We start from the raw sequence: 19,525 nt of genomic DNA, 5'->3' as shown, positions 1-19,525 counted from the left end.
CAAGATCGCTCGAATCCGCTCGGCGGGTTGCTCCGACACCGACGGCCGCGAGCGAACCATGCTCACCCGCCGAGAGCGGTCCGCAACCGGTCCGGCTCGACCTTCCAGTACCCGTGCTCGGCTCCGTCGACCAGGAACACCGGAACCCGGTCGCCGTACTCCGCCCGCAGTTCCGGATCGGTGTCCACGTCCTCGGCCACCCAGCTCGACCCGGTCTCCGCGCAGATTCGGCGGACCTCGTCGAGGGCGTCGTCGCAGGCGTGACAGTCTTCCCGAACCATCACAGTCACCGTGTGCATGCCGGCCTCCACATCATCCAACTCGTCGCGGACGGCGGTTGTTCCGAATTTCCCTGTGCGTTGCCACACCGGTCGCCCGTGCGTTGCCGCCCCCGTCGCTTCAGGACCTGCCGTCGCTTCAGGACCTGCCGTCGTTTCAGGACCGGAGCACGCGCCGGACCAGTTTGCCGGTGGGCGAGTAGGCCAGCTCCGAGGTGAACTCGACCGTCATGGGCACCTTGAACTCGGCCAACCGGGCACGACAATGCTCGCGTACTTCCGACCGGGTGAGCTCGGCGCCCACCACGAGCACGATCAGCACCTTGACCGCTCCGCCACCGACCTCGTCCCGCGACGCGATCGCCGCGGCGTCGGCGACGCCGGGAAGCTCCCGGAGCACGTCCTCCACCTCGTGCGGATACACCTCAACGGCGCCGATCCGGATCACGTCCGCGGTGCGGTCCACCACGTGCAGATCGCCGTCGCCGTCGAAGAAGCCGAGGTCACCGGTGTGCATCCAGCCTTCCGCGTCCGGACCGTCCCGCCCGTCCGGCCAGTACCCGCTGAAGAGGTTCGCACCCCTCACCTGGATCCGGCCGGCGGTTCCGCGCCACCCCGGGGCTTCCGAGCGCCCCGGCAGGGGGTTGCCGCTGTCGTCGACCAAGCGGAGCTCCACCCCGGGCAGCGCTCGGCCCACCGAGCCCGGTTTCGCCTCCCCGCTGGCCAGCGATGTCGCCAGCACCGGACCCGTCTCGATCAGGCCGTAGCCCTCGAAGACGTCCAGGCCCGTGGCCGCGCGGACCGACTGCGCGACCTCGGCGCCCAGGGGTGCCGCTCCCGAATGCAGCAGCCGCACCGTGGCCATGCCCTCCCGCAGCTGCTCGTCGCTCAACCGCAGCCACGCCTCGTACATCGGCGGCACGCCGATCACGGTGGTCACGCGGTACCGGTCGATCGCTTCGAGCGCCTGCTCCGGGGCGAATCGGGGTAGTAGCACGGCGGTCGCACCGACCATGGCGACCTGCAGCAATCCCGGTCCGAGCCCGTAGAGGTGGAACATCGGCAGCGCCAGCAGCGCCCGATCCGCGGCGTTGACCGGCATCGGCCGCAACCGACCGGACTGACGGGCATTGGCCAGCAGGGCCCGGTGCGAGAGCATCGCGCCGCGCGGCGGGCCGGAGGTCCCGGAGGTGAAGGAGATGAGCGCGGTGTCCTCGCCTCCGGTCGGGGCTTCGAAACGCTGACCGGGCTCGGACAGGCACGCGGCATCGGGCGACCGGAGCAGGTCCACGCCCGCCGGGAGCGGATCACCGACCAGCTCGTCGTCGGCGATGAGCGCTCGTGCGCCGCAGTCGGCCAGGATTCGGTACGACTCGCCCGCAGGCACCTTCGGCGAGAACGGCACCGCGATACCGCCCGCCCGCAGCACGCCGAAGAGGCCGATGCAGAAGGCCGCCGAGTTGCCCATCCGCAACGCCACCCGGTCACCGGCGCGGATCCCCATGGCGCGCAGGCGGGCCACTTCGCGGTTCACCGCGGAATCCAGTTGCCGCCACGTCAGCGCCAAACCGGATGCCGCTTCGATCAGGGCGGGGTGGCCAGGGCCGCGGCTGGTGGCCGAGGTGACCAGGTCGGCGAGGTTGTTCGCGTTGCGATTGGTGGTGGGCATGCTCCGCTCACCTCCCAATCGCCCGCTCTTCGACCATGTACCCCGGTCAACGGTGTACCCCGATCGACGTGGTCGCCGCGCATCATCCCGAGAGCGAGGGGCTCGAGCCTCGATGGCGAGCCACCGCGCCGCCCGAGCGAGGCCGGACCGCAGTGTCGCACGTGTCGGAAATCACTCGGCGAATCCGTGCCCGAACCCGGCCACGGGCGCCGTCCGCGACAAATCCGCAACCTCCGCACACTACCTACTTATGAGTAACAACACGTATGCTGCTGCCTCAACGACCAGCAGTCCCCCGAAACCCGACGTGCCAGACCCATTTCGCCCGCACCTTGGCGACCGGCCACCGCCCCGCACGGGACCGGACGTCACGACGGCAGGAGGTCGGTCGAGACATGAGCAGTACCAACACGCTCGGAACCCCGGTTCCGCACGCTCCCGTACAACCCGACGCCGGCTCGGTGCGGGAAACCGACACCGCGGCGGCCCCCGACCCGACCTCGGCCGTCACCAGACACCACACCGAGCCGCCCCCGGCGAGCTGGTCCCACGTGCGCGCAGCCCAGAACGGCGACAGCGACGCGTTCGGACGCCTCTACGACCAGAACGCCCAGATCGTCTACCGCTACGTGTTGTTCCGCGTCAGCGACCACAGCCTGGCCGAGGACATCACCAGCGAGACGTTCCTGCGCGCCCTCCGCCGGATCACCTCCATCAGCTACCAGGGCCGCGACGTGGCCGCCTGGTTCATCACCATCGCCAAGAACCTCATCCTCGACCACATCAAGTCCAGCCGGAACAGGCTGGAGATCCCCACCGCCGAACTGATCGACTCCACTCAGGCAGCCCGTCCGCAGCAGGCAGGACCGGAGCAGCAGGTCCTGACCGACGTCACGCACCGCGAACTGCTGCAGTGCGTCCGGCAGCTCAACCCGGACCAGCGCGAATGCATCCGACTCCGCTTCCTCCAAGGCATGTCCGTCACCGAAACGGCAGCGCACATGCAACGCAACGAGGGCGCGATCAAGGCACTGCAGCATCGTGCGATCCGCAGGCTCGCCCAGCTGATGCCCGACGAACTGAGATGAGCGACCATCGCACCCGGTCCGCTGTGGCGGATCTCCGGAAACCGACGCCGACCGTCCCGGCGCGGAAGCGCGGGAAGCCGGACACGGGGTGCTCGCGGGACTCGCAAGACCCCGTGAACCGGACCGAACCAAGATCGTAATCGGCTCGCCGCACGGACCGGGACAATCCGGTCACGTGCAGCCTCTAAGCTAGGAGTCTGCTGATCCGGGGGTCGGTGGGCGCATCGTCCAGCGACGACCATCCCCAGCCACCGGCAGGGACGAACAGAGACACCGGAGGAAAACCGGGAGGCGCGGCGGTGCCGACACGTCAAGGCTCAGCCGAAGAGGCGAACCACGACGGCGAGGGGCACGAACGCGTGCACACGCCGGAAGACAACGACGAGACCCTCGACAGCGCGAAGCTGGCGGGCCGAGCTTCGGCCGAGGCCGCGGTGGCCTCCGCCGTCGGCCTCGACGGCTCGCTGAGCGCACCTCCCGACCTGACGGCGGCAGCGTTCTTCGACGTGGACAACACGATGATGATGGGCGCCTCGCTGTTCCACTTCGCCCGCGGGATGGCCGCGCGCAAGTTCCTCACCGCCTCCGACCTGGCCGGTTTCGCCTGGCAGCAGCTGAAGTTCCGAGTGGGCGGCCGGGAGAACCCCCAGGACGTCCAGGCCAGCCGCGAACAAGCGCTCTCGTTCGTCGCCGGGCGCCACGTGCACGAGATCGTCGAACTCAGCGAGGAGATCTACGACGAACTCATGGCCGACCGCATCTGGGCGGGAACCCGGGACCTGGCCCAGATGCACCTGGACGCCGGGCAACGCGTGTGGCTGGTCACGGCGACACCGGTCGAGCTGGCACAGATCATCGCCCGCCGACTCGGTCTGACCGGGGCGCTCGGCACGGTCGCCGAGAACTCCCGCGGCGTCTACACCGGCCGACTGGTCGGCGAGATGCTGCACGGGCGGGCCAAGGCGCACGCCGTGCGCGCGCTGGCCGCCAGCGAAGGCTTGGACCTACGCCGCTGCACCGCCTACTCGGATTCGTCGAACGACGTGCCCATGCTCTCCTCCGTGGGCACGGCGGTGGCGGTCAACCCGGACACACGGCTGCGCGACGTGGCCCGTTCCCGCGGCTGGGAGATCCGCGACTTCCGGACCGCCCGCAAGGCGGCCCGCCTGGGATTGCAGTCGATGCTCGGGGCGGGCGCGGTGGCCGGAACCGTCGCGGCGGGCCTGGCCTACCGCCGCCGCGACCGGTCCTGAAGCACCGGCGGCGAGCACGCCCGGAATCCGCCCGCCCGACCGGCCGCGACCGAGGAACCGACCGAACTCAGCCGAAGAACACGCTGCGGCGCTGCCCCAGCCGCCGGTACAGGGTCTGCTGGATGTTCTCGCGAACCTGGTCGCTCAGGCTGAACACCACCATGGGGTCGTCCGCGGCGCCCTCCGGGTAGGACGAGGTCTCTATCGGCTCCCCGAACTCGATGTACCACTTCGACGGCAGCGGAACCACACCCAGCGGACCGAAGTGCGGGAAGAACGGCGTGACGGGAAAGTAAGGCAGGCCGAAGAGCCGGGCCAACGGCTTGATGTCGGCGAGTTTCGGGTAGATCTCCTCGGAACCCACGATCGAGCAAGGCACGATCGGCGCGCCGGTACGCATGGCCGCCGAGACGAACCCGCCGCGGCCGAAGCGCTGCAGCTTGTAGCGATCCCGGAACGGCTTGCCGATCCCCTTGAAGCCCTCCGGCCACACCCCGACCAGCTCACCGCCGGAGAGCAGCCGCTCGGCGTCCGGGTTGCACGCCAGCGTGTGCCCGGCCTTGCGGGCCACCGCCCCCATCATCGGCAGCTTGAAGACCAGGTCGGCGGCCAACAACCGCAGGTGCCTGCCCGCCGGGTGATGATCGCGCAACGCGACCGTGGTCATCAGCGCATCCAGCGGAAGGGTACCCGCGTGGTTGGCGACGACCAGCGCGCCGCTGTCGCCCGGCACGTTGTGCAGTCCGCTCGTCTCCACCCGGAACCAGTCCTCGTAGAGCGGTCGCAGCGGGGGTAGGAAGACGTTGTCGGTGAGCTCGGAGTCGAATCCGTACTCGTCCACCCGGTAGTCACCGAGCAGCCGCCTGCGGGCGAACGCCATCGCATCGACGACGGTGTCCTGCCAGGAACTCCCCGTCGCGGGCTCGGCGCCATCGACGGGCGGATCGGCTGCCTGCGCCACTCGTGACGTCCTGGTCCTGCCCTCGGGCGTCCCCGGGGAACCGTCCTCCGACGGGTGCAGCGGAATCACTCGTGCGTCCGCCATGCGCACTCCTTCACCGCAGTCGAGCAAGCAGATCACCCACACCCCGTTCAAGCGCCTCGACCCGTTCCGGATCGACGACCGGGTGCAGGCCCCGCCCGCTCACGAAGTCGTCGAACGCCTGCCGCGTCGTCCATCTCGGCGCGAAACCGAACTCCTCGGAGAGCCGGGTGGTCTCCAGCACCCGCCCGAAGTTGAGGAACCGCAGCTGCTCCGGCGAGAAATCCACCAACCGCGCGCTGCGGAAGAATTTGCTCAGCGGCGAGATCGCGGAGCGCGGCACGGGCGCGGCCACCCGACCGGCCCGCCGAATGGCCTGGGACAGCGTCAGAACGCCGTCACCGCCGACGTTGTAGACCCCGGGCAGGTCACGCGTGGTGGCACGTTCCAATACCGCCAGCGCGTCCTCGGAGTGCAACAGCTGCAGTCGCGCGTCGTAGCCGCAGATCGTGGGCACCACCGGCAGCGCGAAGTACCGGGTGAGGACCGCGTCGATCCGAGGGCCGATCAGGTTCGCGAACCGGAGGGTCGTGATGTCCACGTCCGGGCGCCTGCGGCCGAACCCCCGAACGTAGCCCTCGATCTCGACGGCGTCCTTGGCGTATCCCGAGGACGGCAGGTCCTTCGGTTCGGTCGATTCGGTGAACACCGCCGGGTCACGGGGGCTGGTGCCGTACACCGCGCTGGTGGACTTGACCACCAGCTTGCGCACCAGCGGTGCCTTCTGGCACGCGGCCAGCAGCTGCATCGAACCGATGACGTTCATTTCCTTCATCGCCGCGCGGTCGCCCGACCCCGGATTCGAGTTCGAATTGGTCGAGGCGTGCACGACGGTGTCCACCCGGGCGTTCGCGATCACCTTCGCGATCAGCGGGTTCCGGATGTCCGCGCGGACGAACTCCGCCCGGCCCATCCGACGGCGGAGATCCCGCCCGGGCTCAACGGTGTCGACTCCGAGCACTCGCTCGACGCGGGGATCGGCGGCCAGCCTGGCCGCGAGGTGCCCGCCGAGGAACCGGCTCACACCGGTCACCAGCACGACTTTTGGCACCATGTTTCTCCCCTGGTGAATACGTCCTTCACGAAACCGAGTGACTTTGGCTCAGGCGAACTCGAACTCGATGCTACCGGCGGTGATCGACGGCGTCATGACGATGAGGTTGCGACCGTGATCCGGCGGGAGTCCGCCCGGGATCACCCGCAGGCTCGATCCCGCCTTCGCGGCGTTCGTGCTCGAGGTACTTACCCCACCAGCTCGGGCGCCGAGCGGCAACCGGAAACGCGTCACCTGGGCGGGACGAAATGGGCCGACCACTCGAACGTGTCGGTCGGTCCCGCGGGAGGGCCGTGGAAAAAACAACCGCCGCCGACCAAGAGGGTCGACGGCGGCACGGCAAGTTACTTACTTGCCCAACTTGCGGCGCTGGACGCGGGTCCTACGGAGAAGCTTCCGGTGCTTCTTCTTGGACATGCGCTTGCGGCGCTTCTTGATGACCGAGCCCATGCGGAATCCTTCGCTGTCGTCGGCAGTTCGAAATGTCCAACGTGCCGGTGCGGCCACAACCCAGGCACCAGGCACGACCGACACCGCAGCTTACCCGGCCGCCGGTAGGAACCCGACGACGCGGTAGGTGAAACCGTCTCCGAGCTGGGACCGCACCGATTTCACCCGGCGCTGTGGTAGGCGTTCTCCAGGTACGCGTGCACGTCGCTCTCGGCGACGCGGAACGAACGCCCGACCCGGGCAGCGGGCAACTCACCTGCGTGGACGAGCCGGTAGACGGTCATCTTCGAGACCCTCATCAGCCTGGCCACCTCGGCCACGGTGAGAAACCGGACCTGCCCGAACCCCGACTGTGACTGCTGGTCCGACTCCGGCTGTGACTGTTGGCTTGATTCTGAGTTGGAGGACATGCTGCACCGCACTTCCCGCACGTGTCGCGCCGCCGGCTTCCCCTCCGACGGAACTTCACTCACGTGCCCCATCGAGAGTAACGGGACAGGAGGGGAGGCTGCGATGGCCGCGCGACGCCCGGACCTGCGCGATTCCCACGAGTTTCCCGGCCGCTGCCCACGCCGCCGCCCACGGCGCAGGCCCTCCCCGTGCTGCCGGCCCTGCCAACCGCACCCGCGCGAGCGTCACCCGTCCGGGGAGGTGCCGGTGGCCCGGTGCGTCAGTCGGAGCCGAGCTCGACCGAGCGGTCGTGCGCGGCCTCGATCGCGTCGATCAGCGCGGCCCGGACGCCGTGCTTCTCCAGCTCGCGAATACCGGCCGCCGTGGTCCCCGCGGGCGAGCTGACGGCCTCGCGCAGCATCGTCGGGTGAGATTCCTCGCCCTGCAGCATCGACGCCGAACCGAGCGCCGTCTGCTTGACGAGCTCGGCGGCCACCACGCGCGGAACGCCGAGGAGCACACCCGCGTCGATCATCGCCTCCACGACGTAGAAGAAGTACGCCGGTCCCGAACCGGACAGCGCCGTGACGGCGTCCAGCTGGTGTTCCGGAATCCGCACGACCCTGCCGACGCTGCCCAGCAGCTCCTCGACGAGCTCCAGGTGGGACGCATCGGCGTGGGTACCACCCGCGATGGCGCTCATCGCCTTACCGACCAGCATCGGCGTGTTGGCCATGACGCGCACCACCGGGGTGCCCGCGGGCAGACCCGCTTCGAACTGAGCGATCGGCAGGCCCGCACACATCGAGACCACCAGGGTCCCGGCGGTCAGCGACACCACCACGTCGGCGAGCAGCGGGTCGATGTCCTGCGGTTTGACCGACACGACGACGACATCGGCACGGCGCACGGCGGCGTCGAGACCGACGTGCTCGACGCCGTATCGCGCGGCGATCTCGGCGGCCCGTTCCGGGTAGCGCTCGGTGAACAGCAGATCAGTGGGGGCGCGCCCGGCGTTCAGGAGCCCGGAGAGCAGCGACTCCCCGATCTTGCCCGCTCCTAGTACGGCGATCGTCGTCATGCTGACGAGGGTGCCAGAACACGCCGTGTCATCCCTGTTCACCCTCCTGTCTCCGACCAGCCCGCCATCGTGGACCCGCCGTCGTCAGCCCGCTGTCGCCCGCCGTCATCAGCCCGCTGTCGTCAGCCCGCCGCGCGGCGGAACTCGGATCCGGCCGCTCGGGTCAGCTCGCGGTCGCGCTCAAGGCGAGCTGCCGAGCCTGGCAGACGATCCGATCGGTCGAATCGACCACGAGGGCGTCCGCGTCGAACCACGGTCCGTTGACCGACTTGGCCTCCACCGCCAGGCGCAGCCACCCGTTGGCCGGCGCGGCTCGCAACAGGCTGGTCATCTGCACCGTGGGCGACCAGCCGAGCCGGCCGAGGTTGAACGTGACCGGCATCGAGATGTCACCCGCGACCAAGCTGAACAGCACGTCCGGCTGAGCGCTGCGCGGCTTGGCCCACAACCGCAGGCGCGGTGGGTGGTCCGTGCTGCCCGTGAGGAAACCCGCACTGGCGGGATCGAGCCGCAGGTCGCAGGTGCGCGCCAGGCCGAAAAACTTGTTCGTGTCCGAGGCCGCGACGTCGACCGCTTCGGCCGGCGGATTCGCCGGCATGTCCGGCAAGTCGGACCAGGCGGCTTCTTCCGCCGGCAACTCGCCGAGCGTGATCATGGCGTCCACACAGTGGTGACCGCGCTGTTCCAGCACGGCCCGCACCACGGTGACCGTGCGCCCGGACTTGAGCTCCTCCAAGTGCACGAGCACCGGGCCGACCTTGGGGGCCCGCAGGAACTGGGCGCTCACGGCCAGTGGCGCGAGGCCGGAGTCTCCGATGCTGGCTCTGGCGAGCAGCGCGAGCAGGTAACCACCGTGCGGGTGGTCGCCGACCGCCCAGTCCTGGTGGAGTTCGGCGGTGAAACTGCCGTTTCCGAGCGGCCGCGCGAGGGTGGCGACGGCGAAGGCGTCCGCGATGTCGTTCACGCGTTTCCGACCTCGATGCCGGAATCGTGAAGAGCACACCGATCCACAATGGACAGCCATACCCGTGATGTGTTCATGTTTGGAATTCTACGGCCCCGATTCGCACAAGATCACCTAGGACCTGCTTCACAAGCGACGTCAGCCGCCTTCCGTGTGGGCCCCAGGGTGGCCGGTGACGGGTTCTCCGATGTTCTTGCGCGAGGACAAGGCTCCGACGACTGCTGAGACACTACCCAGCCAGTGCGGCGAGTATTACAGGTGCAGCCGCGTGAACAGCAGAGCTTCCGCCAACTGCGCCGCGCGCTCCTTCTGGTTCCGGGCCTTGCGGGTGTTGACCTCCAGCACGACCGCACCCCCGTAACCATCGGCCACCAACTTCTCGCAGACCTCCGCGCACGGCTGCGTACCGCGCCCCGGCACGAGGTGCTCGTCGCGCGGGGCACCCGTGCCGTCCGCCAGGTGCACGTGCGCCAGCCCGGTCCGCATCCGCGTCATCAGTTCGAGAGCGTCCTGATGGGCAGCGGCCGCATGGGACAGATCGAGGGTGTAATTGCGGAAACCGACCTCGGTCGGGTCCGGCGAAGGTTTGAACGCCGACAGGCCGGTGGTCTTGCCGCCCCGGAACCGGTTCACCTTGTTCGGCGGCCGCACCGGGAACATGTTCTCCACTGCCACGTCGATACCGCTGGCCTCCTCCAACTCGGCGACCAACTCGCCGAATCGATCGGCGTACCGGCGCTGCCAGCGAAACGGCGGGTGCACCACCACCGTCGAAGCACCGAGGTCGCTGGCCGCCACCACCGCCCGGCGCAGGCGTTCCTCGGGGTCCGACGACCACACCCGCTGGGTGATCAGCAGGCACGGCGCGTGCACGGCGAGCACCGGAACGTCGTAGCGATCCGACAACCGCTGCAGCGCCGAGATGTCCTGGCTGACCGCATCGGCCCAGACCATCACCTCGACACCGTCGAACCCCAGGTCACTGGCCATCTCGAAAGCCGCGCTCGCCGGCTGGGGCCACACGGAAGCGCTCGACAACCCGACCGGGATGCGCGTCCCGGGCGGTTGCTCACCGTGTGCTGCGAATGTTTCGGACGTCATTTCCGGACAAGGATGCCCGAAAGTACGACATACGCCTCAGGCCACCCCGCCGACATCATTGCCCGACCAACAGCAACGCGGCGGGTGAAACCGTACAAATCAGCCCCACCAGCACCGCGAGCAGGATCGTCTGCAGATCGTCGGTGCGCAGGTACCGGCGTGCGATGAACACCAGGCAGCCCGTGATCACCAGCGCCGCCACGAGCGCGGCCAGCGGGATGACGATCCACAACCAGCGGAACGCGAACCAGACGGCACCACCGGCGACCAGTCCGGTACCCACCTGCAGGGCGAGCACCAACCATTCCTTGGTCGGCGAGGAACGCTCCTGCTCGACGTCCTCGTCGTCGACGGACCGGTAGTCGTCGGCAGCCAGCCCGGCCGGGAGCTCCGGGTCGTAGCCGTCGTCGTCGAACTCGTCGTAGTCGCCGTACCCGTAGGCACCGTCGGAGTCCCCGTACGGATCAGCGGAGTCATAGGTCCCGGCGTCGGCGTCGTCATACGGGTCCGCATCGTCGTACGGATCGGCATCCGCGTACGGGTCTGCCTCCGCGCCGTACGGATCGTCCGTTCCGTACGGATCACCCGGGTAGTCGCCCGGCGGATATGCCTGCAGCGCGGTGGCGTCGTTCCCGGCGCCCGAGTTCCGCGCCTCCGCCTCGACCTGCGGGAGTTGCTCGGTACGTTCCTCGGGTGGCTGCGAACCACTCGGCGCCGTCCTCGGGAACGGCTGCGGACGCAGCGGCGGTTGCTGGATCGTCGCCTCGGAGTCGCCGCCACCGGAGCCCGAGCGCGGTGCGGCGAACCGCCGCGCCCAGAAACCGGAGGCTCCACTCGCCGGGGGTTCGTCCGGCCCACCCGCTCCCGCTGCCTGCTCGGCGGGCGCGGGGGCGGCCTGCTGTGCCGCCGGTCCTGCCTGCTCTCGCTGCGGTCCGGTACTGGGGGCGACAGGCGCTTGCCCCGACGGATTCGGTGCGGCAGGAGTTTGCCCACCGGTGTTCGGAACCCGCTGGGACCCGCTCGACTGCGCGCCCAGTGCCGGAAACTCGCCGGTTTGCGGACCGCCCAACGCCGGACCGCCAGACACCGGGCCGCCAGACACCGGGCCGCCAGACACCGGGCCTGCGGATTCCGGAGGTCGAGGCGGTGCAGCGGGCGGCGGCATCGCCCGGGACTCGGGAGCCGACGGCCGGTTCGCGTCCGGAGCCACTGCTTGCGGGCCGGCTGATTGCGGGCCGGATGCTTGCGGGCCCGATTCTTGCGGTGCGGGCGACTGCGGGCCTGGTGATTGAGCGCCCGGTGATTGAGCGCCGGGTGGTTGCGGCGCGGACGCCGAACCGGGCGCCGGTGCGGGGCCCGCCTGCGACTCTTCCTGGTCGTTAGAGGCCGGGGCAGCCGGTGGCTCGGCCGCCGGTGCGCCGCTCCCGGACTTGCTGTTCGACTCCCGCCGGGAGGTCGGTGGTTCCTCGTCGGGCCGCACGGCACGCATCTGGCCGCTGTCCGACATCACCCGCTCGATGATCGCCTGCGGAGCGGTCTCGGTCGGGTCCTCCGCGCGCCTGCGACGCCGGCGAGCGTTCCGCTGCGAGTTGCCGCCGTACTCGGCGAGCAACTCCGCGACGGTTCGCTGACTGGGATCCGACCCGTTGTCCCGACTCATTGGTTCCACCGTGCCCCGTGCCGGGCCTTCCGTCCAGTATCCGGCGCCCACCGCAACCGCCCCGGACCAGGTCCGAGCGCGGCAGGCACCTGCATCGCGGTCTCATCGTCTCCGTTCGAGTGATCCAGCCGTCGCAGGATCACCCCTTCCCGCAACGCCCAGGGGCAGATGTCGAGTTCCGAAAGTGACAGCGCTCGCATGGTGGCCTCCGCAACAAGCGCACCGCTGATCAGCTGGTGCGATCGGGCACTACTGACCCCGTCCAGTCCGGCCAGATCCGATGCCGACATTCGGGTGACGAACGACAACAGCTGCCGCAAGCCGGTGTCGGTGAGCGTTCTCGGCACCCGAGGCCCCGCCGAAGCGGGTGCGGCCCCGGTCAACCGAGCCAGCGTCCGGAAGGTCTTCGAGGTGGCGACCACCCGATCCGGTTTGCCGACCTTGCGGAATCGCTTGGCAGTATTGGCCAGCTGACTGTCCAGCCACTCCCGCATCTCCTTGACCTGCGCCTGCGACGGCGGGTCCTGCGGAAGCTTCGTCCGGGCGAGCCTTCCCGCCCCCAACTGCAACGAAGCGGCCATGTCCGGCTGCTCGTCGACGCCGATGGCCAACTCCAGCGAGCCACCACCGATGTCCAGCAACTGCAGTCTGCCCGCCGACCAGCCGTACCAGCGGCGTGCGGCCAGGAACGTCAACCTGGCCTCTTCCTCCCCCGAAAGCACCTCCAGCGGGATACCCGTCTCCCGGTGCACCCGGTCGAGCACCTCGGTGGCGTTGTCCGCCTCGCGTACGGCCGAGGTGGCGAAGGCCATCAGGTCCTCGCACCCGGCCTGCACAGAAGCCTCCTTGGCCTCGGACACGGTGTGCACGAGCGCATCGGCGTCGGTCTCGGTGAGAGACCCGTTCGCGGAAATGCGCTCGGCCAATCGCAGCACGGTCTTCTCCGACGTCATCGGCGTCGGATGGGCACCACGGTGCGCGTCCACCACGAGCAGGTGGACGGTATTTGATCCGACGTCGAGCACCCCTAGGCGCATGACCGACAACGTTACCGTCTGCTATGGATCAAGTGGGGCAGGCGGGGTCTTCCGGGAACGTCCGCGCCGTGCGTCGTTCTCCGGATCGTCCACCCCGGCACTCCACCCGGTGAGCTGTGCGGGACGCATCCGCTGGACGCGCCCCGCACCAGGCGCACTCACCGATGTGAAATGCACCTCAGCTCCACTCGCGGGCCGATGTCCGCCGTCGAGCGGCGCTGCCCGGTGAGCCACCTACGCGATGGGGCCGCGCACCGCCGGGAACCGAGCGTTCAGACTTCGAACTTGTAGCCGAGCCCACGCACGGTGACGAGATAGGTCGGCTCCGCCGGGTCGGGTTCGAGCTTCGAGCGCAGACGCTTGATGTGCACGTCGAGGGTCTTGGTGTCGCCGACGTAGTCGGCTCCCCACACCCGGTCGATCAGCTGCGCCCTGGTGAGCACCCGGCCGACGTTGCGCAGGAGGTACTCGAGCAGGTCGAACTCCTTCAGGGGCAGGCTGACCTCCTCCCCGGAGACGGTCACCACGTGCCGTTCGACGTCCATCCGGACGGGACCGGCCTCCAGCGCGGGTGATTCCGCCTCGTCCGCCTCCCCACCCCGGCGGAGCACCGCTCGCACCCGTGCGATCAGCTCGCGCGCCGAGTACGGCTTGGTGACGTAGTCGTCGGCACCGAGCTCGAGCCCCACGACCTTGTCGATCTCACTGTCCCGCGCGGTCACCATGATCACCGGCACGGCCGAGCGCTGGCGGAGCTGCTTGCACACGTCGGTCCCGCTCATGCCCGGCAGCATGAGGTCGAGCAGCACGATGTCCGCACCGTTGCGGTCGAACTCGTCCAACGCTTCCTGTCCGGTCGTCGCGACCGCTGCCGTGAAGCCTTCCTTGCGCAGCATGAAGGCAAGCGGGTCGGCGAAGGACTCCTCGTCCTCCACGATCAGCACCCTGGTCACCGGACTCCTCCCGTTTCGACGGCTGTGATCCCGTCCGCACTTTCACTTTCCGACCGCGTGACCTGCTCCGACGTCTCGGGCTCCTCTTCGCCCGCGACACCGTGCTTGGGCACCCGGAGGGTGAAGGTGGATCCGGTTCCGAGCCGACTCCAGAGCTTCACCTCACCGCCGTGGTTGGCGGCGACGTGTTTGACGATGGCCAGTCCCAGGCCGGTACCACCCGTCGCTCTCGACCGCGCCGGATCGACCCGGAAGAAGCGTTCGAAGACCCGTTCCTGCTGTTCCGGCTCGATGCCGATGCCCCGGTCGGTGACCGCGATCTCGACGAAGTCGCCGAACGACCGGCGGCTGATCGAGACCGGGCTGTTCGGGGGCGAGTAGGAGACGGCGTTGTCGATCAGGTTGCTCAGCGCGGTGACCAGGAGCGTTCGGTCACCATCGAGCAGCAGCCCGGTGTCGTCGTCGACGGTGATCTCGATGCCCGCCGACTCCGCGGCGACCCGCGAACGCCCGAGGGCTTCTTCGACGATCGCGTCGACCTCCACGGTGTTCAGCTCGGGCAGCCGTTCGGCCCCTTGCAGGCGCGACAGCGCGATCAGCTCGGAGACCAGGGTTCCCAGCCTGGTCGATTCGTGCAGGATCTTGGTGGAGAAGCGCCGGACTTCCTCCGCGTCGTCCGCGGCGTCGATGACGGCTTCGGCGAGCAGCGCCAGCGCACCGACGGGGGTCTTGAGCTCGTGGCTGACGTTGGCCACGAAGTCCCGCCGGGTGGCTTCCAGCCGCACCGACTCGGACTCGTCGCCCGCGTCGATCACGGCGAACCCGTCGCCGAGCGGCCGAGCTTCGCCGATCACCGCGGACGGAATGCGTCCGCGGATCGCGTTCCGGTTCAGCGGCGAGAGGTCCACGGTGACCGGAGAGTCCAGGTGAATGGCCTGCTCTGCGGCCTCACGAGCGCGAGGGTCGGCTCGGTTGTCCCGGATGAAGCCCAGCTCATCGGCGCGAGGGTTGTGCAACACCACGTCGCCGAGCTCGTTGAGCACGACCACCCCGTTGTTGGTGGTGTGCACCAGCCGTTGCAGCAGGTCTGCGACGGTGGGCCCCTTCGGCTTGCGGTATTCGCGGCGAGTCAGCCGGGCGAGCAGGAATCCGCCCGCCACTCCCGACACCAGGACACCGATGATCAGGGCGGTATAGCCCATTGCGGTCACAACTGCATCGTAAGCAAGAGACGGCGGTAGAAGACCAGCCCACGAGGGCGTTCAGTGATACCCGTGACACGAATCAGGGACTTCTTCATTCCTGGTTCACCCGGTAGTGGTGATCGATTCACATCCCGGACGCCACCGGCTTTCCGGCGAGTTTCGCGCACAGACACGCGACGCCGCCCCCAAATTCGATCGAGGGTCACTCATAAGTGATCGGCCCGGCACCCAGGGTGCCGGGCCGATCACCGCGAGCGTCGGACGAATCCGGCCCACCGATCGAATCGCCCTCATCGCACGAGCCGGTCGCGGCGAACCAGCGAGATCAACGCCCCTGGCCGGCCACCGCCGCGGCGGCCTGCGCGGCCGCATCCGGGTCGAGGTAGGTGCCGCCCGGGTTGGTCGGCGCCAGGCTCTCGTCGAGGTCGTAACGCAGCGGGATACCCGTCGGGATGTTCAACCCGGCGATGTCGGCGTCCGAGATTCCGTCCAAGTGCTTCACCAGCGCGCGCAGCGAGTTCCCGTGCGCGGCAACCAGCACGGTGCGCCCGGCGCGAAGATCCGGCACGATCGCCGACTCCCAGTAGGGCAGCAGGCGGCCGACGACGTCCTTGAGGCACTCCGTGCGCGGCACGCCGTCACCGAGGTCGGCGTACCTCGGGTCGGAGTCCTGGCTGAACTCGTCCCCCGGGTCGATCTCCGGCGGCGGCGTGTCGTACGAACGGCGCCACAGCATGAACTGCTCCTCGCCGTATGCCTCCAGGGTCTGCTTCTTGTCCTTGCCCTGCAAAGCGCCGTAGTGCCGCTCGTTCAGTCGCCAATCCCGCCGGACGGGGATCCAGTGCCGTTCGGCGACGTCGAGCGAGATGTTCGCGGTGGCGATGGCGCGGCGGAGCAGCGACGTGTGCAGCACGTCGGGCAGCACACCGCTCTCGTGCAGCAGTTGGCCGCCACGCTCGGCCTCGGACGTGCCCTTCTCCGAGAGGGGAACGTCGACCCACCCGGTGAACAGGTTCTCGGCGTTCCATGTGCTCTCACCGTGACGCAGCAGTACCAAAGTCCCGACAGTCATGTCGCCAGGCTATAGGTCGCGCCGAAGACACCCGAGCCCGTCACCTGCCAGGGCGCACCAGCCGAGGGCCGCGTCACTCCAGCGCCGCGTCGAGGGTGATCTTGGTGCCGGTCAGCGCCGCCGACACCGGACAGACCTCCTTGGCCTGCTGCGCGATCCGCTCGAAAGACTCGGCATCGACTTCGGGCACCCGCGCACGCACCGTGAGAGTGATCCCGGTGATCGCGAAACCTTCTCCCGAGGGGCCGAACCCCACCTCCGCGCTGGTGGCGATCGTCTCGGGTGGTGTCCCGGACGCCCCGAGCAGGCCCGAGAGCTGCATGGAGTAGCAGGACGAGTGGGCAGCGGCGATCAGTTCCTCCGGGCTGGTCTTGCCTTCGGGGGCTTCGGTCCGGGCCGCCCACGTCACCGAGTAGTCGCCGAGACGCGAGGATTCCAAGGAGACGTTTCCGGAGCCGGAGGCGAGGTCACCGCTCCAGCGGGTGGTGGCATTGCGTTCGGTCATCGGGCGCTCCCTGCTCTGGTCCAACTGCTCTGGTCCAACTGCTCTGGTCCAACTGCTCTGGTCCGACCGCTCTGGTTCGGCTTCCCTCGTTCGGCTTCCCTGATTCGGCTTCCTTGATTCCCCGTCGGCGACGTCCGGTGTGTGTGATGTGAAACACCGGCCGGATCCAGCGTGACTCAGCTCGCGGCGGACCGCAGTTTTGGTTGTGCTTGTCATTCGACGGTTACTGGATGACCACCTGGAACGTGACACAAAAGTGTCGCCGGTCACAACACTGCACCATTCGAGAAGATTTTGATTTCGCGGCGTTACATCAGTCAGTGAGCTTCACACGAATGGAGCAATAAAACACTCTTGTGGCTAAGCCGTGACTCTGCGAAGTTGACATCGCTCTCCTCGACCGGCTCCCACGCACTCCCCGGTCCATGGAGAGCAACCGAGCGTGGTTCGTCTTCCCCCGTCGGATCACGCCCCGCCGGGCCTAGGGTGCCCCCCGCCCATCAGGCCCGACAGGCGGGACCAACCACGTGGGGCGGCTCGAGCTCGCGACTCCCCCTCTCTCCCGAGCCGCCCCGCGCGGTCCCGGCCGAACCAGCCGGGACCCGCAAGAACGGGTGACGACTCCCCGAACGACCACGCACCGATCCAGGGGGCCACGGGTCACGGAGAGGGGCGAGGCGACTCCGACCCCACAAGCGGCGCCAGACGCTTTCACCACCCACACGGCCGGCCCCCGGAGCCGCAATCCCTCTAAGGCGCGTCGCGTGGGGGTAGCGCGCCTGCCCGCTCCACCAGCTCCCGAAAAGGCGTCAGGTTGGCCAGCGACTCGCCGCGCGATTCGCGCCAACCCCATTCGCGGCGGATCGCCGTGGCGAAGCCGATTTCGAGCAGCGTGTTGAAGTCGCCGTCCGCGGCCTCCAGCACCTGCCCGAGGATCCGGTCGAGTTCGTCCTCGCTCACCGCTTGCAGACCGATGCGACCGACGAGGTAGATGTCCCCGGTGCCGTCGATGGTGTAGTGCACGCCGTAGAGCCGGGCGTTGCGGCGCAGCAGGTACCGGTAGACGTCCTCGTGCGACTCGTCCGGCTGCCTGCAGACGAAGGCCTCGACGACCAGCGCGTGCTCGGCGACGATCAGCCAGCAGTTGGTCTGGAGCTTCTTGTTGCCGGGCAACGTGACAAAGAACTTGCCCGGTTGATCGTTCCGGTACTCCAGCCCACTGGAATCCAATGTGGACTTGATCGTCTGCTCGAGGTTCACGCTGGTACCTCCCTGATCCGCGTCCGCGTCCGGAACGCCATGTTCGCCTGCACGTACGTCTCCAGCAGTGCTTCGGTCGTCCGTTCCCACGAGAAGCGGGCGGCGTGGGCAGCGGTGTGGCGCGCCAACCGTGCCCGGAACTCGTCGTCCAGCGTGATCGAGGCGAGCGCATCCGCCCACTCGGCGGTGCCGTGCCCACACACCAGTCGCCCCGAAACACCGTCCGAAACCGCGACCGGCAACCCGCCGACCGCCGCCGCTACCACCGGCGTACCGCAGGCCTGCGCCTCCAACGCCACCAAGCCGAAGGACTCGCTGTAACTCGGCACCACGACCGCGTCGGCCGCCCGGTAGATCCGGGGAAGTTGCGCGCCGCCCTGCGGAGGCAGGAACCGCACCACATCCGTGACGCCGAGCTGAGCGGCCAACTCGTGCAACGAATCGGGACGTTCCAACCCGCTGCCGGAGGGACCACCGACGATCAGCACGGTCAACTTGCTGCGCAGTGCCGGGTACCTGCGGACGAGTTCGGCCGTGGCCCGTAACAGCACGTCCGGCGCCTTCAACGGCTGGATCCGCCCGACGAACGCCAGAACCAGCGAGTCCGGCGACAGTCCGAGAGCGGCCCGAGCCTGCTGCCCATCGCCCGGGGTGAACCTCCGCAGGTCCACGCCGGGCGGGATCGTCGCCACCGAAGCCGGATCGGCGTCGTAGAGGTCGACCAGGTCGGTGGCTTCCACGTCGGTGTTGGCCACGAGCCGATCAGCTCCGGCGACCACCTCTTCCTCACCGGCCACCCGCACGCGCGGTTCGGGAGTGTCGCCCTCGGCAAGAGACGCGTTCTTGACCTTGGCCAGCGTGTGCGCGGTGTGCACCAGAGGGACTCCCCAGCGTTGCCGCGCCAACCAGCCGATTTGCCCGGACAGCCAGTAGTGCGAGTGCGCGACGTCGTAATAGCCCGGTTCGTGCCGCGCCTCCACCCGCAGCGCGGCGGCCGCGAAGGCGCACAGCTGCGCGGGGAGGTCGTTCTTTTCGAGCCCTTCGAGCGGACCCGCCAGCACACTCCGAACCGTGACGCCGGGGGCGAGTTCGGCCACCGGCGGCACTTCCGAAGAGGTCGCACGGGTGAAGATCTCGACCTCGGTGCCCAGCTCGGCGAGTTTCGTCGCGGTCTGCGCGATGTAGACGTTCATGCCACCGGCGTCCCCGGTACCCGGCTGTTCCAGGGGCGAGGTGTGCAATGAGAAGACCGCAACGCGTCGCGGCGTGCGCACGGAGGTAGTCATGTACTGCCCATCGAAGCCTGTCATCATCGCGACCCGATCCCTTCGGGTGCGGTGAGTTCCGACGCCTCCGGGCTCCGAATCATTCCCGCTTCCCTCCACATCACGGGGAAACGCTACTCCCACGCCCGCTCCGAACCAGCCGGTCGGCACCCCCGGATGGTGCTGTTCACACCCTCC

General features: G+C 68.8%; 20 protein-coding genes. 3 read left to right on the top strand and 17 right to left on the bottom strand.

Annotated elements, in window-relative coordinates:
- Nucleotides 1-62 precede the first annotated feature (62 nt).
- Nucleotides 63-299, bottom strand: coding sequence for a glutaredoxin family protein (locus ACYVAN_RS17140; RefSeq protein WP_460960788.1), 237 nt, complete (start codon nt 297-299; stop codon nt 63-65).
- Between the two features lie 136 nt (nt 300-435).
- Complete coding sequence (locus ACYVAN_RS17135; RefSeq protein ID WP_460960786.1) at nt 436-1,947, bottom strand: class I adenylate-forming enzyme family protein; 1,512 nt, start codon at nt 1,945-1,947, stop codon at nt 436-438.
- A gap of 395 nt (nt 1,948-2,342) precedes the next feature.
- Here ACYVAN_RS17135 and ACYVAN_RS17130 point away from each other — a divergent pair, with 395 nt between their 5' ends.
- A complete protein-coding gene (locus ACYVAN_RS17130) occupies nt 2,343-3,035 on the top strand; it encodes a sigma-70 family RNA polymerase sigma factor (protein ID WP_460960784.1) in 693 nt (230 codons plus the stop codon).
- A 299-nt stretch (nt 3,036-3,334) separates the two neighbouring features.
- Nucleotides 3,335-4,288 carry an HAD family hydrolase gene (locus ACYVAN_RS17125; protein WP_460960782.1) on the top strand — a complete coding sequence of 318 codons (954 nt, stop codon included), beginning with the start codon at nt 3,335-3,337 and terminating at the stop codon, nt 4,286-4,288.
- Nucleotides 4,289-4,355: 67 nt separating this feature from the next.
- Here the strand turns inward: ACYVAN_RS17125 and ACYVAN_RS17120 are convergent, their stop codons facing one another.
- From ACYVAN_RS17120 to ACYVAN_RS17085, 8 genes are all read right to left on the bottom strand, one after another.
- The gene (locus tag ACYVAN_RS17120; RefSeq protein WP_460960780.1) at nt 4,356-5,333 is read right to left on the bottom strand and encodes a lysophospholipid acyltransferase family protein; all 978 of its coding nucleotides are present in this window, start codon (nt 5,331-5,333) and stop codon (nt 4,356-4,358) included.
- Between the two features lie 10 nt (nt 5,334-5,343).
- Nucleotides 5,344-6,384: an NAD-dependent epimerase/dehydratase family protein gene (locus ACYVAN_RS17115; RefSeq protein WP_460960778.1), complete on the bottom strand. Its 1,041-nt coding sequence runs from the start codon at nt 6,382-6,384 to the stop codon at nt 5,344-5,346.
- Between the two features lie 348 nt (nt 6,385-6,732).
- Nucleotides 6,733-6,834: a 30S ribosomal protein bS22 gene (locus tag ACYVAN_RS17110; protein ID WP_003402602.1), complete on the bottom strand. Its 102-nt coding sequence runs from the start codon at nt 6,832-6,834 to the stop codon at nt 6,733-6,735.
- 161 nt (nt 6,835-6,995) lie between these two features.
- On the bottom strand, nt 6,996-7,244 hold the full coding sequence (locus ACYVAN_RS17105; protein ID WP_460960776.1) for a helix-turn-helix domain-containing protein: 249 nt from the start codon (nt 7,242-7,244) through the stop codon (nt 6,996-6,998).
- Nucleotides 7,245-7,504: 260 nt separating this feature from the next.
- Nucleotides 7,505-8,305 carry a pyrroline-5-carboxylate reductase gene (gene proC / locus ACYVAN_RS17100; RefSeq protein ID WP_460960774.1) on the bottom strand — a complete coding sequence of 267 codons (801 nt, stop codon included), beginning with the start codon at nt 8,303-8,305 and terminating at the stop codon, nt 7,505-7,507.
- A 163-nt stretch (nt 8,306-8,468) separates the two neighbouring features.
- The gene (locus ACYVAN_RS17095) at nt 8,469-9,269 is read right to left on the bottom strand and encodes a thioesterase family protein (protein ID WP_460960772.1); all 801 of its coding nucleotides are present in this window, start codon (nt 9,267-9,269) and stop codon (nt 8,469-8,471) included.
- 252 nt (nt 9,270-9,521) lie between these two features.
- On the bottom strand, nt 9,522-10,370 hold the full coding sequence (locus tag ACYVAN_RS17090; RefSeq protein WP_460960771.1) for a sugar phosphate isomerase/epimerase family protein: 849 nt from the start codon (nt 10,368-10,370) through the stop codon (nt 9,522-9,524).
- Nucleotides 10,371-10,425: 55 nt separating this feature from the next.
- The gene (locus ACYVAN_RS17085; RefSeq protein ID WP_460960769.1) at nt 10,426-11,457 is read right to left on the bottom strand and encodes a hypothetical protein; all 1,032 of its coding nucleotides are present in this window, start codon (nt 11,455-11,457) and stop codon (nt 10,426-10,428) included.
- Between the two features lie 343 nt (nt 11,458-11,800).
- Here ACYVAN_RS17085 and ACYVAN_RS17080 point away from each other — a divergent pair, with 343 nt between their 5' ends.
- Nucleotides 11,801-12,001 carry a hypothetical protein gene (locus tag ACYVAN_RS17080; protein ID WP_460960767.1) on the top strand — a complete coding sequence of 67 codons (201 nt, stop codon included), beginning with the start codon at nt 11,801-11,803 and terminating at the stop codon, nt 11,999-12,001.
- Nucleotides 12,002-12,026: 25 nt separating this feature from the next.
- Here the strand turns inward: ACYVAN_RS17080 and ACYVAN_RS17075 are convergent, their stop codons facing one another.
- The 7 genes from ACYVAN_RS17075 to mshA all read right to left on the bottom strand — a co-directional run bounded on the left by ACYVAN_RS17075 (nt 12,027) and on the right by mshA (nt 19,348).
- Nucleotides 12,027-13,067: a Ppx/GppA family phosphatase gene (locus tag ACYVAN_RS17075; protein WP_460960765.1), complete on the bottom strand. Its 1,041-nt coding sequence runs from the start codon at nt 13,065-13,067 to the stop codon at nt 12,027-12,029.
- 272 nt (nt 13,068-13,339) lie between these two features.
- Nucleotides 13,340-14,020, bottom strand: a complete 681-nt coding sequence (locus tag ACYVAN_RS17070) for a response regulator transcription factor (protein ID WP_460960763.1) — start codon at nt 14,018-14,020, stop codon at nt 13,340-13,342.
- Nucleotides 14,017-15,222, bottom strand: coding sequence for a sensor histidine kinase (locus tag ACYVAN_RS17065; protein ID WP_460961575.1), 1,206 nt, complete (start codon nt 15,220-15,222; stop codon nt 14,017-14,019). The genes ACYVAN_RS17070 and ACYVAN_RS17065 overlap by 4 nt, the downstream gene beginning before the upstream one ends.
- 328 nt (nt 15,223-15,550) lie before the next feature.
- Nucleotides 15,551-16,297: a phosphoglyceromutase gene (locus tag ACYVAN_RS17060; RefSeq protein ID WP_460960761.1), complete on the bottom strand. Its 747-nt coding sequence runs from the start codon at nt 16,295-16,297 to the stop codon at nt 15,551-15,553.
- A 73-nt stretch (nt 16,298-16,370) separates the two neighbouring features.
- Entirely contained in the window at nt 16,371-16,802 is a 432-nt protein-coding gene (locus ACYVAN_RS17055) for an OsmC family peroxiredoxin (protein ID WP_460960759.1), read from the bottom strand.
- A 750-nt stretch (nt 16,803-17,552) separates the two neighbouring features.
- Nucleotides 17,553-18,062 (bottom strand): type III secretion system chaperone family protein, encoded by a 510-nt coding sequence (locus tag ACYVAN_RS17050; RefSeq protein WP_460960757.1) that lies wholly within the window; start codon nt 18,060-18,062, stop codon nt 17,553-17,555.
- Nucleotides 18,059-19,348 (bottom strand): D-inositol-3-phosphate glycosyltransferase, encoded by a 1,290-nt coding sequence (mshA, locus tag ACYVAN_RS17045; protein ID WP_460960755.1) that lies wholly within the window; start codon nt 19,346-19,348, stop codon nt 18,059-18,061. Before mshA ends, ACYVAN_RS17050 begins: the two co-directional genes overlap by 4 nt.
- Nucleotides 19,349-19,525 lie beyond the last annotated feature (177 nt).

This window comes from Parasphingorhabdus pacifica, assembly GCF_054779195.1.
This window is presented reverse-complemented; position numbering and strand designations above follow the sequence as displayed.

Excerpts from the sequence above, each read along its gene's own strand:
- ACYVAN_RS17140 (WP_460960788.1), bottom strand. The coding sequence starts at position 299 with ATGCACACGGTGACTGTGATGGTTCGGGAAGACTGTCACGCCTGCGAC.
- ACYVAN_RS17135 (WP_460960786.1), bottom strand. The coding sequence starts at position 1,947 with ATGCCCACCACCAATCGCAACGCGAACAACCTCGCCGACCTGGTCACC.
- ACYVAN_RS17130 (WP_460960784.1), top strand. The coding sequence starts at position 2,343 with ATGAGCAGTACCAACACGCTCGGAACCCCGGTTCCGCACGCTCCCGTA.
- ACYVAN_RS17120 (WP_460960780.1), bottom strand. The coding sequence starts at position 5,333 with ATGGCGGACGCACGAGTGATTCCGCTGCACCCGTCGGAGGACGGTTCC.
- ACYVAN_RS17115 (WP_460960778.1), bottom strand. The coding sequence starts at position 6,384 with ATGGTGCCAAAAGTCGTGCTGGTGACCGGTGTGAGCCGGTTCCTCGGC.
- ACYVAN_RS17110 (WP_003402602.1), bottom strand. The coding sequence starts at position 6,834 with ATGGGCTCGGTCATCAAGAAGCGCCGCAAGCGCATGTCCAAGAAGAAG.
- ACYVAN_RS17105 (WP_460960776.1), bottom strand. The coding sequence starts at position 7,244 with ATGTCCTCCAACTCAGAATCAAGCCAACAGTCACAGCCGGAGTCGGAC.
- proC (WP_460960774.1), bottom strand. The coding sequence starts at position 8,305 with ATGACGACGATCGCCGTACTAGGAGCGGGCAAGATCGGGGAGTCGCTG.
- ACYVAN_RS17090 (WP_460960771.1), bottom strand. The coding sequence starts at position 10,370 with ATGACGTCCGAAACATTCGCAGCACACGGTGAGCAACCGCCCGGGACG.
- ACYVAN_RS17075 (WP_460960765.1), bottom strand. The coding sequence starts at position 13,067 with ATGCGCCTAGGGGTGCTCGACGTCGGATCAAATACCGTCCACCTGCTC.
- ACYVAN_RS17065 (WP_460961575.1), bottom strand. The coding sequence starts at position 15,222 with ATGGGCTATACCGCCCTGATCATCGGTGTCCTGGTGTCGGGAGTGGCG.
- ACYVAN_RS17060 (WP_460960761.1), bottom strand. The coding sequence starts at position 16,297 with ATGACTGTCGGGACTTTGGTACTGCTGCGTCACGGTGAGAGCACATGG.
- ACYVAN_RS17055 (WP_460960759.1), bottom strand. The coding sequence starts at position 16,802 with ATGACCGAACGCAATGCCACCACCCGCTGGAGCGGTGACCTCGCCTCC.
- mshA (WP_460960755.1), bottom strand. The coding sequence starts at position 19,348 with ATGACTACCTCCGTGCGCACGCCGCGACGCGTTGCGGTCTTCTCATTG.